Here is a 13,142-nt window from a genome sequence, read left to right as displayed (position 1 = left end):
TCCCCGGGGGCGCCGGGGCGGTCAAGAGCCCTGGCCCTCGTGGACCTGCCACGGCACCGAGCCCACCATCACGCCCGGCTCCCGCTGCAGTCGCCGCGTCTGGCGGGTGGCGGTCCGGTTGTGCAGGAGCGTGCGCCAGCCCGGCCGGACCACGTACTCCGGGATGAACACCATGGTCAGGTCCCGCGGGGAGCGGCGTCGGTGCTCGCGCACATGCCGCACCAGGGGGGCCACCGTGTCGCGGTAGGGCGAGGCGATCACGGTGAGCGACATCGGCAGGCCGGCACGCTCCCAGGCGTCGATCACCTCCAGGGTGGCGGCGCGCTCGGCGTCCACGACGACGGCCTCGAGGGAGGACGGCCGCGACGCGCGGGCGTAGGCCAGCGCCCGCAGCGCCGGCCGGTCCAGCGTGGTCACGACGACCACCACGTGGACCCGCGAGGGCAGGGCCCGCGCGTCGTCCTGGGGGTCCGGTGCGAGCTCGCGGTCCACGTCCGCGTAGTGGCGGCGGATCCGCCCCATAACCAGCGAGCCGAGCACGATCGCCAGCAGCGCCACCCACGCGCCCTGCGTGAAGCGGGTGACCAGGACGACGACGCCCGCCAGCGCCGTGACCACCCAGGCCACCGCCGTGATGATCAGGCGCAGCCGGACGGCCGCGCGGGCCCGGGCGCCCGGTGTGTGCACGAGCCGGCGGCGCCACAGCCGCAGCATGCCGGCCTGCGCGAGCGTGAAGGCCAGCAGCACGCCGATGACGTAGAGCTGCACGAGCAGGGCGGTCCGGGCCTCGAAGAACAGCACGAGCGAGAGGGCCACGGCCCCCATCCCGAGGACGCTCCACGTGTGCACCAGCCGGTCGCTGCGGACCCTCAGCTGCCGGGGCAGGTAGCCGTCCTCGGCCACGCGCGCGGCCAGGGCGGGGAACGAGCGGAACGCCGACTTGGCCGCGAACAGCAGGAGCAGGGCGGTGGCCGCGATGGTGGCGACGGACAGGATGCTGCCCGGGCCGTACACGGTGTCCGCGAGCTGGGCGAGCACGGGGGCGGGGGCGCGGTCGGGCGTGACCTCGGCACCCGCGGCGTCCCGGAGGTTCTCCAGCTCCAGCCCGACGACGACGCCGGTGCGCTGGGCCAGGTGCATGACGCCCACGGTCAGCGCGCCGAGGGTGAGGGCCATCACGGTGAGCACCCACCGCACCGTGGGCACGGCCGGCCGGGCCATCAGGCGGGTGCTCGAGACCGGCACCTCGACGCCGGTGAGCAGCACCGATCCCGCGCTGAACGCGCGCAGGGCGAGCAGCGCCGTCGCCACGGTGCCGACGGTCCCGCCGACCCCGGCGCCCTCCTGCGTCCAGCCGGCCGTCGGCGCCGCGCCGAGCAGCCCACGGCCCTCCTGCCACAGGCCCGCCAGGACGAGCAGCGCGGTCAGGGCGACGAACACGCTCACGAGCACGGGCAGCACCCACCGGGACAGCCGCACCCCGCGGAGCGCGGCCAGCAGTACGCCCACGAGCGCGGCCGAGGCCACCAGCACGCGGCTGCCGACGGTGAGTCCGGGGGCCAGCGCCGCCACGAAGTGGGCGAAGGCGGCCACGGAGACCGCGGCGGTGAACACGAAGTCCAGCAGGAGCGCGGCCGAGGCGACGACGCCGGCCCTCGGGCCCAGCTTCATGCCGGCCATGTGATAGATGCCGCCGTGCGGAACGGCGGCGACCGCGGCGCGGAAGGACACGACGATGAGCAGCATCACCGCGACGACGGCCCAGCCGACGGCGGGTCCGAGCGCGAGCGCGGACGTGCCGGCCGCGACCAGGGTGAGGATGACCTCGTCCGGGGCGTAGGCGAGGGAGGACAGGGCGTTCGACGACGTCACGGGCAGCGCCCGCCACCGGTTCATGCGGGGCTCGTCGGCGGCGTGCGACGTCACGGGGCGACCGAGGAGGCCGCGGCGCAGGAGGGAGGACAGCGTGGCCACCGCACCACGGTACCCCCGCCGGGCCCGGACGCCGCGGCGACGCGGATGCTCCCGGACGTGCCCGCCGGATGCGAGGATGGAGCGCGCGTCGGCTCCCCGGCGCACGGAGCACCGCACGAGAGGCAGGGACGGGCATGGCCCACTACGTGATCGTCGGCGGCGGACGGGTGGGCACCCGGTTGGCGGCCGCGCTGGACGCGGCCGGTCACGGCGTCGCCCTCGTGGACCGCGACCCGCGGACCGTGGAGGGGCTGGCCCCCGGCTTCTCCGGCGAGCTCGTGGCCGGCGTGGGCTTCGACCGCTCCGCGCTGCTCGCCGCCGGCATCGACCGCGCGCAGGGCCTGGCGGCCGTGACCGCGGACGACAACACGAACATCATCGCCGCCCGCGTGGCCCGCGAGACCTTCCACGTGGACCACGTGGTGGCGCGCATCTACGACGCCGACCGGGCCCGGCTGTACCAGCGCCTCGGCATCCCCACGGTCGCCTCGATCCAGTGGACGGCCGACCAGGTGCTGCACCGGCTGCTGCCGGCCGGCACCGCCGACGCGGAGCACCGCGACGCCTCCGGCCGGCTGCTCGTGACCGAGCTGGTCCCCCACTCTTCGTGGTGGGGCCGTCGGCTGACCGACGTCGAGTCCACGGTGGGGATGCGCATCGCCTACCTCACCCGGCTCGGCGACGGCCAGCTGCCCCGGCCGGGCGACCGCCTGCAGGAGGGCGACGTGCTGCACGCCGTCTACCCGGTGGACCGCCGGGACCAGGTGGAGGCCGCCCTGCAGGGCGAGGCACGCGTGCCGGACGGCACGGACGAGGACGAGGAGGGACGGGCATGAGGGCCGTCATCGCCGGAGCCGGCGCCGTGGGCGCCTCCATCGCGCGGGAGCTGCACGCGCACGGCCACGAGGTGGTCGTCGTCGAGGCGCGCACGGACGCGGCCCGCAAGGCCGACGTCGGCGGCGCACGCCTCGTCCTCGGGGATGCGTGCGACCTGACCGTGCTCGAGCAGTGCGGCGCCCTGGAGGCGGACGTGCTCGTCGCGGCGACCGGCGACGACCGGGTCAACCTCGTGTGCTCCCTGCTGAGCCGCTCGGAGTTCGGCGTCGGCCGCACCGTGGCTCGCGTCAACAACCCGCTCAACGACTGGCTCTTCGACGAGTCGTGGGGCGTGGACGTGGCCGTGTCCACCCCCTCGATCATGACGGCGCTCGTGGAGGAGGCCGTGGAGACCGGGGACCTCGTGCGCCTGCTCAGGCTGGAGGCCGGCGGCGCGGCGCTGTCCGAGTTCCGGGTCCCGGCAAAGCACTGGCTCGAGGGCCGGCGCATCGGCACCGTGTCCTGGCCGCAGGAGGCTCCGCTCGTGGCGGTCGTGCGCGACGGCGCCCCCCGGCAGGCGTCGGCGGACGAGGTCCTGGAGGTGGGCGACGAGCTCTTCTTCCTGGCCGCCGGCTCCGCCGAGCCGGCCCTGCGTCGCCTCCTCGTCGGCGAGGGCCGCGCTCAGGGACGCTCGGAGGCGGCGGAGTCCGCCGGCACGCCGTCGTCCTGACCGGGCGAGCTGACGGACCAGGCGAGCCAGAGCCCCAGGGCATAGAGCGGCAGGCCCATCACCAGGCGGGCCACCCCGAGCGCGGTGACGGCGTCCCCGAGGTAGAGGGGCACCTGCACCGCCAGGCGCAGCGCGAACACGGCCACGAGGATCCAGGTGGCCGCGGCGTAGGCGCGGCGCCGACGCCGGTGGGCCCGCCAGCGGGTGCCCTCGGCGCGCACGAGGCCGAGCACCAGGCCCGCCGCGGGCCAGCCCACGAGGACGGACACCGCGAACGCGAGGCCGTAGGCGGCGTTGGTGACGAAGCCCCACAGGTAGTAGTCGCGGGCCTGGCCGGTGGTCAGGGAGACCACGACGGACAGGACGACGACGGCGAGGCCGGCCAGCACCTGGACCGGCGACTGGCGCTGGACGAGGCGCGCGACGCCCAGCACGAGTGCGACCGCGACGGCCGCCACGCCGGAGGGCCACACCTGCTGGGTGGCGACGTAGCCGACCATGTAGACGAGGGTGGGCAGGGAGGCCTCGACGATGCCGCGCCAGCCACCGACGCTGCCCAGCGCGTCGAGGCGGCCGCGCTCGTCCAGGCGGGCTCGAGACGGCAGGGGGCCGGCCCCGTCCGGGGCGGCGGTGACGGGGCCACGCGGCTCGGTCATGGGCTCTCCTCTCGGGGCCGTGCTCAGCGCGTGGCCTCGGGCGCGTCGACCAGGTCGAACTCGGGGTTGTGCAGGGTGGGCACGCCGTCCATCTGGGTGACGCGGCCGCGGACCGTCAGCCACTCCCCCGGCATGACACCGGGCACGCGGCGCCGCCCGTGCCAGACCAGCTGCAGCGTCTCCGCGGGCGCCATGCTCCCGGGCGCGGGCAGGCGGTCGGCCAAGACCGCGCGGAAGACGGTCGCCTCGTCCGCGCCGGGCAGTGTGACGGAGGCGATGACGCCGCGGCGCTCGATGCGGCCCGCGGCGCCGGTCGGGCGGGCTGCGACGGCGGGGCTCACCGGGTCTCCGTGATCTCCGGACCGCGCTCGGGCAGCGCGGTGGCCTCCGGTGCCGCGCCGTCCCCCGGGCCGGTGGCGGTGTCCGCGAGCACGTCCCGGCCCTCGTCCGGGGCCGGGCGGCGACGCTGCAGCGGGCGCGCGTTGGGAGGCGGACGCAGGGGCAGCAGCTCGCGCGGCGGGAGCGGCTCGTCGCCCCGCACCACGACCAGGTCGGAGAACACCTGTTCCAGCGGCTCGGCGGCCTCCGGCTGGAAGGCGGCCTCGCCGTGGAACACGCCGCGGACGAACCAGCGCGGACCGTCCACGCCCACGAACCGGGCGACGTTCCACCCCGGCGAGCCGTCCGGCAGCGCCGCCGGCACGCGCGTGAGGATCTCGATGCCGAAGCGGCCGGTCTGCTCCTGCACGGTCGCGTGGGCGGTGGTCGACAGGGAGTCGTGCAGCTCGGCGCGCAGGTCGTCCCACAGGCCCGTGCGGCGCGGGGCGCTGAACGCCTGGACCTGCAGCGCCGAGCGGCCGAGGCTGACGGTGGCGGCGACGATCCGCTTCGTCGCGTCCTCGACGTCGAGGCGCAGCTTCATGCCCTGGACCGCCCGCAGGCGCAGCGACCCCAGGTCGATCATGCCGGCGGGATCCGGGCGGGTGGCGACGTCGTGCGGACCGACGTCGGCTGCCTCCGGCGCGGCGGCGATCTCGAGGTCGCGCTCCTCCAGCAGCTCGGCCGGCAGGCTGACCTGCTCGTGGCGCACGGTGCGGTTGCGTCCGAAGATCACGACGTCCTCCCAGGGGTGTTGTCGGCGGTGAAGCCGCCGGTCGAGCCGAAGCCGCCGGCCCCGCGCTCGGAGTCGGGCAGCGCGTCCACGGGCTCGAAGCGGGCCCGCACGACCGGCTGCAGCACGAGCTGGGCGATCCGGTCGCCGCGGCGCAGCACGATCGGCTCCGTCGGGTCCAGGTTGATCAGGGGCACCTTGATCTCGCCGCGGTAGCCGGCGTCGATGGTGCCGGGGGCGTTGACGACGCTCAGGCCGTGGCGGACCGCGAGGCCCGAGCGGGGGTGCACGAACCCCGCGTGGCCCTCCGGGATGGCCAGCGCCACGCCGGTCGGCACGAGGGCGCGCTCTCCCGGGGCCAGGGTCACGTCGACGGCGGTGCGCAGGTCCGCGCCCGCGTCGCCCGGCTGCGCGTAGGCGGGCGGGGCCAGGCCCGGATCGAGGGCGTGCAGGGGCACGGGCAGCTCGGCGGAGTCGGTCACGAGGCCCGACCCTACACGAGCACCCGTCGGCCCGGGGCCGCGTCGAGGCGGCCGGGCGGGCGCCCTCGCCGGTGCCGCGCGGCGGGACCGGAGTCCGGATGTGGGAAGCTGGGACCCATGCGTGATCCCCAGCAGCACCCCGTCGCCGATGCCTCCCGCCGCGCCCCCGGGGGCGCCGCGGCGGGACCCGATCCGGTCCTGTTCGAGGAGCGGTTGACGCCCTCCCCGGGGGTCTGGGCCGTGGCGCTCATGCTGGCGGCGCTGACGATACTCGTGTTCGCGCCGATCGACCTCGGGGTGGGCATCGCGGCCGCCGTCGCGTTCTTCGCCGTCGAGGTCCTGATCCTGGTGGCCACCACCCCGCGCATCGTGGTGCGCGAACGCACCCTCCAGGTGGGCCGCGCCAGCATCGAACGGCACCACGTCGGTCAGGTCACGGGGTATCGCGGCGAGGACGCCCGGGCCCAGCGCGGCCCGCTGCTGCACGGGCTGGCCTTCGTGAACGTGCGCGGCTGGATCGCGCCCGTCGTGCGGATCCAGCTGACCGACGAGCGCGACCGCACACCCTACTGGCTGACCAGCACCCGGCGTCCGGAGGAGCTGGTCGCGGCCCTCGGCGGGACCATGGCCCGGCAGGAGGGGACGGCCGAGGGCCGCTGACCGCCCCGGCGGCGGGGGCTCAGCCCTCGCAGTCGGTGCAGTAGATCAGGCCGTTCTTCTCACGCGCGGCCTGCGAGCGATGGCGGACCAGGAAGCAGGAGGCGCAGGTGAACTCATCCGACTGGGCGGGCAGCACCCGCACCATCAGCTCTTCACCCGAGAGGTCGGCGCCGGGCAGCTCGAACCCTCGGCGGCCTCCGCTTCGTCCTCGTCCACGACGGCGGACTGGGTGTCCGTGCGCCGTGCCTTCAGCTCCTCGATGGAGTTCTGGCTCAGCTCTTCCTCGTTCTTGCGAGGGGCGTCGTAGTCAGTGGCCATGGGGTTTCACGCTCCGCTGGTGGGGGACGGCACCGGGACCGGTGCCGGCACTGCGCGGGCGGCGTCGTGGGCGGACCACGCGTCACCGGCCTGCGCCGTTGCGCGTAGATTGTGCACCATGCCCGAACCCGTGCCAAATGTTGTCGGGCACGCTCGCCCAGGGCGGATTCGCGCGGGCGCTCGTCCCTCGCCCGGGCCGTGGTCTGCGGCACGGCGGCTAGGATCGGGGCATGCCCGGCCGGGCGTCCGCATGCCCGGTGACCAGAACACGATGTGGGAGGGACCACCGCCATGGCAGAGCTGCGACTGACCGGACCCACCGAGGACGGCGACGCGCTGCGCCTGTCGGGGCCCGAGGGCGAGGAGCACACGCTCCCCCTCTCCCCCTATCTGCGCCGGCTGGTCATCGAGGGCGCCGCGCCCGAGGACGGGCGACCGGCCGAGGACGGCCCCGCGGCCTGGCACGACATGACGGAGATGGACGTCCCCGGGGCGGACGACGAGGACGCCGAGGGACCGGTGGACGCGGCGACGCACGCCGACGATGCCGCGGCGGAGGACGAGCGGGCTCCCGAGGCGCCCTCCGGCCCGGCCCGGCCGGACGAGGACCTCGCGCTCACCCCGCGGATCGACCCGCGGCCCGTGGCCGACGACTCGACCGCGGACGGACCGACCCCGGCGCCGCTGACCGACCAGGAGTCCGTCAAGGCCGCCGCGACCCAGGAGGCCGTGCCCCTCACCCCCCGGGAGATCCAGCAGCGCATCCGTGCGGGCGCCTCCGTGGAGCAGGTGGCCCGGGAGAGCGGGAACGCGTTCTCGCGCATCCGCACCTACGGTCACCCCGTCTTGGCCGAGCGCGACTGGATCGCCCGGCAGGCCCGCGCCGTCGAGGTCTGGGTCGGCGGGCCCGACCTCTACTCGGACCTCGTCCAGGACGGCGGCCCCACCACGCTCGGCGAGCTCGCCGCGCACCGGCTCGCCGAGCTGGGCGTGGACGAGGCGAGCCTCGAGTGGGACGCGTGGCGCGAGGACCAGGCCGGCTGGACCGTGGCCGCCCGGTTCGCCGTGGCCGGTGCGAGGAGTCTGCCCACCCGCGAGGAGCCGCCGGCGCTCTGGACGTTCCGCCCGGCCGGACGCCACCTCGAACCCGAGAACGCCTGGGCCCGCGCCCTGTCCGAGGCGGAGGCCTGGGACCTGGTCCCCCGCGCCCCCGCGGCCGAACCGGTGACGGACGACGTGGACGCCGAGGACGCCGTGACCCCCGCGGGTGCGCACTCCCCGGCCGCCGACCGCGACGCCGATCTGCTGGAGATCCTGCGGGTGCGCCGGGGTCAGCGTGTGGGCGCGGACCTGGAGTCGGACGACGCGCTCGCGCACCTGATCGCTCGCGAGCACCAGGACCGGAGTCGGCGCGAGGCCGCCCAGGCGCCCGAGCGGCTCGCCCCGGTCGACGCCGAGGGGGCCCTGACGACCGCCGACGACGCCCCGGTCGTCGACGCGCCGGAACCGGCCGCCGAGACCGACCGCGCCGAGGACACTGCCGCAGACGTCGCGGACGCGGGTGTCGAGGACGAGGGGGCGGAGCCCGCGCCTCGCGAGCGTGCCGCGCGCCCTGCCATGCCGACCGTCACGCCGCGCCCCCGGGCCCGCTCGGCCGCTCGCCGCGCGTCCGTGCCCAGCTGGGACGAGATCGTCTTCGGCCGCAAGGGCGACTGACCCCGGCCCGGCCCCGGCCGCGGGGCGGGCTCAGCGGTGCCAGGTGAGCAGCGGGACCTCCCGCTCGGCGCGCGTGGGCGCGCCGTGCTGGCCCACCATCTCGAAGGCGTGCGGGGGCACCCGCCGGCCGTCGTAGAGGGCCAGATCCCCGTGCACGGCGACGAGCAGATCCCCGATGCGGGCACGGACCCGGTCCTCGACGACGGCGCCGAACCAGCCGGCGTCGACGGCCTCGTCCCGCGTGAGCACCCACGCGTGCGCCCCGTAGCGCTCGGCCCAGGTGCGCCGCACCCTCGCGCGCACGTCCGGACCCGCGTCGGACCGGAAGTGCAGCTGCACGAGGCGGGGCTCCCCCGCGGTGTGCGCGATCCCCTCGAGCAGCGCGGGGTCGGCGAGCTCCCCGGCCTCGTCCAGGGCGGCGTAGTCCACGCGGCGCGACGGCGGCACGTCGACCATGCCGTGGTCGCCGGTGGCGAGCACCACCGTCCCGGCGGGCACGCGGTCCACCAGGCGCCGCACCGCCGCGTCGATCTCCTCGAGGGCGTGCAGCCACCGTTCCGAGCCCACGCCGTCCCGGTGGCCGGCCTTGTCCAGCTCGTTGACGTAGAAGTAGACGAGCGTGGGCACGCGCGCGTCCTTCATCACGCGTTCGGCGGCCTGGGCGCGGGCGATCAGGGTGCGACCGGCCACGAACCGGCCGCCACGCAGCCCCGCCCGTGTCAGGGCCGAACGCTCGAAGGCGGGCAGCGAGACCGTGACGGCGTCCACGCCGGCCGCGGCGGCGCGCTCGAACACGGTGGGCTTCGGCTGCCACCCCACCGGGTCGGTGGCCTCGTCCCAGCCGCCCAGCTGATTGATCACCACGTCCCGGTCCGGGTCGAGCACGTCGTAGCCGGCCACGCCGTGCTCCCCGACGTCCAGCCCGGTGCCCAGGCTCGTGAGGGAGGCGGCCGTCGTGGTGGGCACGGCCACCTCGAGGACGCGGCCGCCGTCGGCCATCGCCGAGCGCAGCGTGGGGGCGTGGCCGCCGAAGCGCTTCAGCAGGGACCGTCCGAGGCCGTCCGCCAGGGCGACGACCACGCGGCGGCCCGCCGGGACCGCGAGCGCGTTCTCACAGCCCGGGACACCGAGGGCGGCCGCGGCGGAGGTCAGGACGGAGCGCAGGGCACGGTCGGCGGGGACCACGCCCGCGGGGAGGGCGGGCCCCGTCACGTGGTGGCCGCCAGGTGGGCGCGGCGCAGGGCCCGGGCGAAGGCCAGGGCGCCGTCGACGGCCCCCTGCCCGTCGGCGTCGGCGGCGACGCGGATCACGAGGTCCTCGCGGGTGGCGGTGCCGGTGTAGCCGTGGTCGAGGTCGCACTGGGGGTCGGCGCAGCCGGCGGGCTGCAGGTCCAGTCGCTGGCCTCCGGCCCACATCAGCCCGAGGGTCATCTCGGCCACGGGGTCGGACGGCCGGAAGCGGGCGGGGTCGGCGTGGCCGGTGGTCAGGACCACGGAGCCGAGGGCGCGGACCGGGACCATCTCGGTGGAGACCTGGGCGAGGACCGCCTGGCCGGCCGGGTCGGCGGCGTGGTCGTCGAGGTGGACGGCCAGCAGGGTGTCCCCGGCGAGCACGAGGGCCGTGATGTGCCGGTGGATCTCCTCGTAGTCGAAGTGCGTGTCCACGTGGACGAGGTGCGCGTCCGGGGTGCGGCCTTCGAGCTCGACGGCGATGGCGTGCGCCACGAGGTCCGGGTAGAAGCCGGCGCGGACGAGCGAGGCGTCGAGGCCGCCGCTGCCGTCCAGGGTGCGGGCCTCGCGCTGCCGGCCCTCGGCCTCGGGGGCGTCGGGGCGGTGGTCGGGACGGCCGGGCTCGTGACTCCTGCGGAACGGGCTCATGTCCCCCATGCTACGGGTCCGGTGCCGGGCCGTCCGGGCCCGCTGTGGACGGCCCGGTCAGCGGCCGCGCAGCGCGCGCCGGGCCGAGTCGGTGCGGCGGGCCGCGTTGGCGACGTGCACCTCGGCCTGCAGCACCGTCACGCCCTCGGGGGCGGCCAGCACGGGCGCGAAGCGCAGGCGGGCGACCTGCGGCAGGTCGTCCTTGAGGACGCTGACGCGGCCCACGAGGTCCTCCAGCGCGGCGAGGTTGACGGAGGGCACCCCGCCGGTGCCGCGCAGCTTCACGGCGGCGCGGGGGGCGCGGACCATGCGGGCCACGTCCCGGTCCGTGAGCGGGGGCACGCGGTGCACCCAGTCCCCCAGCAGGTCCGTGGCGTCGCCGGCGATGCCGAAGGAGACCACGGGGCCCAGCAGCGGGTCCTCGAGCGCCGTGAGCATGCAGGCCTGGCCGGCGGGGGCCATGGCCTGGACCTCGAGCTCGCGCACGCCGAACGGCGCGAGCAGACGGCGCATGTGCTCGACGTTGCGGCGCAGGGAGTCGGCGTCCACCACGTTCAGGCGGACGCCGCCCAGGTCGAGTCGGTGCCGCAGGTGGGGGTCCACGGCCTTGAGCGCCACGGGGAAGCCGAGCCGCTCGGCGGCCGCCACGGCCTCGTCGGCGGTCTCGAACCGGGCCGAGGGCAGCACGGTGATCCCGTAGTGGCCCAGCAGCGTCTCGGTCTCCTCGTCGGAGAGCCGGACGAGTTCGGTGCCCTCGGCACGCGCGGCGGCCGCCTCCACGAGCTCCTCGGCCTCGTGCGGGTGCAGGCCGGTCGGCTCGAGCGGCTCGCCGACCTCCTGGCGGCGCCAGTGGACGTAGTCCGCGAGCGCGCCGAGCACGGTCATGGCCTGCTGCGGCGACGGGTAGAAGGGCAGACCGGGCTGCAGGGAGCCGGGCTCGGCGTCGTCGTCGACGGGACCGGCGGCGCCGAGCGTGGCCCCGCGGTAGCGCGGGGAGACGACGTCGGTCAGGCAGCCGAGCACGGGGATGCGGGCGTCCCGGGTCGCGTCGGCGAGGGCGTGGGCCAGTCGCTCCGGCTCGTCGTCCGCCTGGTGCAGGCCGAGGCGGGCCAGCACCACGACGGCGTCGGCCTGCTCGTGGCGGACGGCGTCCCGGACGGCGGAGACCAGCGTCTCGGCGGGCGGGGCGATGCCCTGCTCGCTGCCGACGAGGCCGACGGTGGCCGTGACCTCCAGCCCGGCCTCGGCCGCGGCGTCGCGGCCCAGCCGGTCCAGGGCGAGGGAGTCGGCCACGAGGACGACGCGGTGGCCCGTGGGCAGCGGCTGGCTGGCCACGGCCATGAGGATGTCGAGCATGGCCTCGTGCGTGTGGGCCTCGAGCACGCCGGTCTGGTCGAGCATCGAGTCCACGGTGCCCTCGGGGGCCTGGGTGGTGCGGGTCTCGTGGCCCGGGGGCAGGAAGCGCCCGGTGACGTCGGAGCGGACCACCACGACGGGCTTGGTGCGGGAGAGCCGCCGGGCGATGCGGGAGAACTTGCGTGGGTTGCCGAACGACTCGAGGTACACACCGACGGCGGCGGTGTGGGGGTCCGCCTCGAAGAACTGCATGGCGTCGTTGCCCGAGACGTCCGCACGGTTGCCGGCGCTGATCGAGGTGGAGATCCCCACCCCGCGGCGCTTGACGCCGGCGGAGACCATGGCGCCGACGGCGCCGGACTGGCTGAACAGCCCGACGGGGCCGCGCTGGGCCAGGCCCGGGGACGGGGAGGCGTTGAGGCGGATCGCGGGGTCGGTGCGGACCAGGCCGGCCGAGGCCGGGCCGATCACGCGCATGCCGTGGGCGCGGGCGAGGGAGACCAGGCGGCGCTGGGCCTCGAGCCCCTCGGCGCCGGCGTCGGCGTAGCCCGAGGTGAGGACCACGAGGCCCTGGGCCCCGGCCGCGGCGGCCTCGGGGATGAGGGCCTCGACCTCGTCGGCGGGCACAGCGACGACGACGAGGTCGACCGGCTCGCCGATGTCGGCCAGGGAGCGGTGGGCGGTGAGGCCCTGGACGTCCTCGGCGGCGCGGTTCACGGCGTGGACGGCTCCCGTGAAGCCCGCCTCGAGGACGTGGCGCAGCACGAGCGAGCCGACGGCCTGCGGATCGCGGGAGGCGCCGACGACGGCCACGGACGCGGGCTCGACCAGCTCGGCGACGCTGCGGGACTCGGCGCGGTGCTCGCGGGACTCGACGACGGCGCGCCACCGGGCGGTGGGGTCGATGGGGAACTCGACGGCCACGACGCCGTCCTCGAAGCGGCGAGTCACCTCGAAGCCGGACTCCTGGAACACCGAGAGCATCTTGCGGTTCTCGGGCAGGACCTCGGCGGTGAAGCGGCGGATGCCGTTCTCGCGGGCGGCCACGGCGAGGTGCTCCATGAGGATGGAGCCCAGTCCGCGGCCCTGCGCGGCGTCGGAGATGTTGAAGGCGACCTCCGCGGCGTCGGAGTCCCCGTAGCGGTCGTAGCGGCCCACGCCGAGCAGTCGGCCGCCGCGGGTGATCACGAACGCCACCCGGTCCCGGTGGTCCACGTGGGTGAACCGGTCCAGGTCCTTGGCGCTCAGCTCGGACTTGTACGTGAAGTAGCGCAGGTAGATGGAGTTCTCGGACTGCCCGGCGTGCATGCGCTGCAGCTCGGCGGCGTCCTCGGGCGAGATGGGCCGCAGGTGGGCCGTCGCACCGTCACGGAGCACCACATCGGCCTCCCAGTGGGAGGGATATCCGCGGACGGCTTCGGTCTCACCCATAGGATCACTGTAGAC

General features: G+C 76.1%; 12 protein-coding genes and 1 pseudogene. 4 read left to right on the top strand and 9 right to left on the bottom strand.

What is annotated here, in order from left to right:
- Positions 1–21: 21 nt before the first annotated feature.
- Positions 22–1,974: an APC family permease gene (locus POD19_RS08685; protein ID WP_036382845.1), complete on the bottom strand. Its 1,953-nt coding sequence runs from the start codon at positions 1,972–1,974 to the stop codon at positions 22–24.
- A gap of 134 nt (positions 1,975–2,108) precedes the next feature.
- Here POD19_RS08685 and POD19_RS08680 point away from each other — a divergent pair, with 134 nt between their 5' ends.
- Together POD19_RS08680 and POD19_RS08675 are read left to right on the top strand one after the other, a co-directional pair.
- Entirely contained in the window at positions 2,109–2,810 is a 702-nt protein-coding gene (locus POD19_RS08680; RefSeq protein WP_020625081.1) for a potassium channel family protein, read from the top strand.
- Entirely contained in the window at positions 2,807–3,520 is a 714-nt protein-coding gene (locus POD19_RS08675; protein ID WP_020625080.1) for a potassium channel family protein, read from the top strand. Before POD19_RS08680 ends, POD19_RS08675 begins: the two co-directional genes overlap by 4 nt.
- On the opposite strand, the gene POD19_RS08670 is transcribed toward POD19_RS08675, so the two are convergent.
- From POD19_RS08670 to dut, 4 genes are read right to left on the bottom strand one after another with little or no spacing between them, the layout of a single operon-like run.
- Positions 3,472–4,176 (bottom strand): DUF3159 domain-containing protein, encoded by a 705-nt coding sequence (locus tag POD19_RS08670; protein ID WP_020625079.1) that lies wholly within the window; start codon positions 4,174–4,176, stop codon positions 3,472–3,474. The genes POD19_RS08675 and POD19_RS08670 overlap by 49 nt on opposite strands.
- Before the next feature lie 23 nt (positions 4,177–4,199).
- Positions 4,200–4,517: an OB-fold nucleic acid binding domain-containing protein gene (locus tag POD19_RS08665; protein WP_020625078.1), complete on the bottom strand. Its 318-nt coding sequence runs from the start codon at positions 4,515–4,517 to the stop codon at positions 4,200–4,202.
- Positions 4,514–5,290: a DUF3710 domain-containing protein gene (locus POD19_RS08660; RefSeq protein WP_020625077.1), complete on the bottom strand. Its 777-nt coding sequence runs from the start codon at positions 5,288–5,290 to the stop codon at positions 4,514–4,516. The genes POD19_RS08665 and POD19_RS08660 overlap by 4 nt, the downstream gene beginning before the upstream one ends.
- Entirely contained in the window at positions 5,287–5,769 is a 483-nt protein-coding gene (gene dut / locus POD19_RS08655) for a dUTP diphosphatase (protein WP_020625076.1), read from the bottom strand. The genes POD19_RS08660 and dut overlap by 4 nt, the downstream gene beginning before the upstream one ends.
- Before the next feature lie 117 nt (positions 5,770–5,886).
- On the opposite strand from dut, the gene POD19_RS08650 reads away from it, so the two are divergent.
- Positions 5,887–6,429 (top strand): DUF3093 domain-containing protein, encoded by a 543-nt coding sequence (locus POD19_RS08650; RefSeq protein ID WP_020625075.1) that lies wholly within the window; start codon positions 5,887–5,889, stop codon positions 6,427–6,429.
- Between the two features lie 19 nt (positions 6,430–6,448).
- Here the strand turns inward: POD19_RS08650 and POD19_RS08645 are convergent.
- Positions 6,449–6,747: pseudogene (locus tag POD19_RS08645) on the bottom strand (DUF4193 domain-containing protein).
- A gap of 291 nt (positions 6,748–7,038) precedes the next feature.
- On the opposite strand from POD19_RS08645, the gene sepH reads away from it, so the two are divergent.
- Positions 7,039–8,463: a septation protein SepH gene (sepH, locus tag POD19_RS08640; protein WP_020625074.1), complete on the top strand. Its 1,425-nt coding sequence runs from the start codon at positions 7,039–7,041 to the stop codon at positions 8,461–8,463.
- Positions 8,464–8,493: 30 nt separating this feature from the next.
- Here sepH and POD19_RS08635 read toward each other — a convergent pair whose 3' ends face one another.
- From POD19_RS08635 to POD19_RS08625, 3 genes are read right to left on the bottom strand one after another with little or no spacing between them, the layout of a single operon-like run.
- On the bottom strand, positions 8,494–9,675 hold the full coding sequence (locus POD19_RS08635) for an alkaline phosphatase family protein (protein WP_144818938.1): 1,182 nt from the start codon (positions 9,673–9,675) through the stop codon (positions 8,494–8,496).
- Entirely contained in the window at positions 9,672–10,340 is a 669-nt protein-coding gene (locus tag POD19_RS08630) for a DUF5998 family protein (RefSeq protein WP_036382843.1), read from the bottom strand. Before POD19_RS08630 ends, POD19_RS08635 begins: the two co-directional genes overlap by 4 nt.
- A 57-nt stretch (positions 10,341–10,397) precedes the next feature.
- Entirely contained in the window at positions 10,398–13,127 is a 2,730-nt protein-coding gene (locus POD19_RS08625; protein ID WP_036382814.1) for a bifunctional acetate--CoA ligase family protein/GNAT family N-acetyltransferase, read from the bottom strand.
- Positions 13,128–13,142: the final 15 nt, after the last annotated feature.

Source organism: Micrococcus sp. GPGPB33 (genome assembly GCF_037853785.1).
Lineage (GTDB): Bacteria > Actinomycetota > Actinomycetes > Actinomycetales > Micrococcaceae > Micrococcus > Micrococcus luteus.
This window is presented reverse-complemented; position numbering and strand designations above follow the sequence as displayed.

Coding starts and splice junctions, on each gene's coding strand:
- sepH (WP_020625074.1), top strand. CDS start 7,039: ATGGCAGAGCTGCGACTGACCGGACCCACCGAGGACGGCGACGCGCTG.
- POD19_RS08670 (WP_020625079.1), bottom strand. CDS start 4,176: ATGACCGAGCCGCGTGGCCCCGTCACCGCCGCCCCGGACGGGGCCGGC.
- POD19_RS08630 (WP_036382843.1), bottom strand. CDS start 10,340: ATGAGCCCGTTCCGCAGGAGTCACGAGCCCGGCCGTCCCGACCACCGC.
- POD19_RS08625 (WP_036382814.1), bottom strand. CDS start 13,127: ATGGGTGAGACCGAAGCCGTCCGCGGATATCCCTCCCACTGGGAGGCC.
- POD19_RS08675 (WP_020625080.1), top strand. CDS start 2,807: ATGAGGGCCGTCATCGCCGGAGCCGGCGCCGTGGGCGCCTCCATCGCG.
- POD19_RS08680 (WP_020625081.1), top strand. CDS start 2,109: ATGGCCCACTACGTGATCGTCGGCGGCGGACGGGTGGGCACCCGGTTG.
- POD19_RS08650 (WP_020625075.1), top strand. CDS start 5,887: ATGCGTGATCCCCAGCAGCACCCCGTCGCCGATGCCTCCCGCCGCGCC.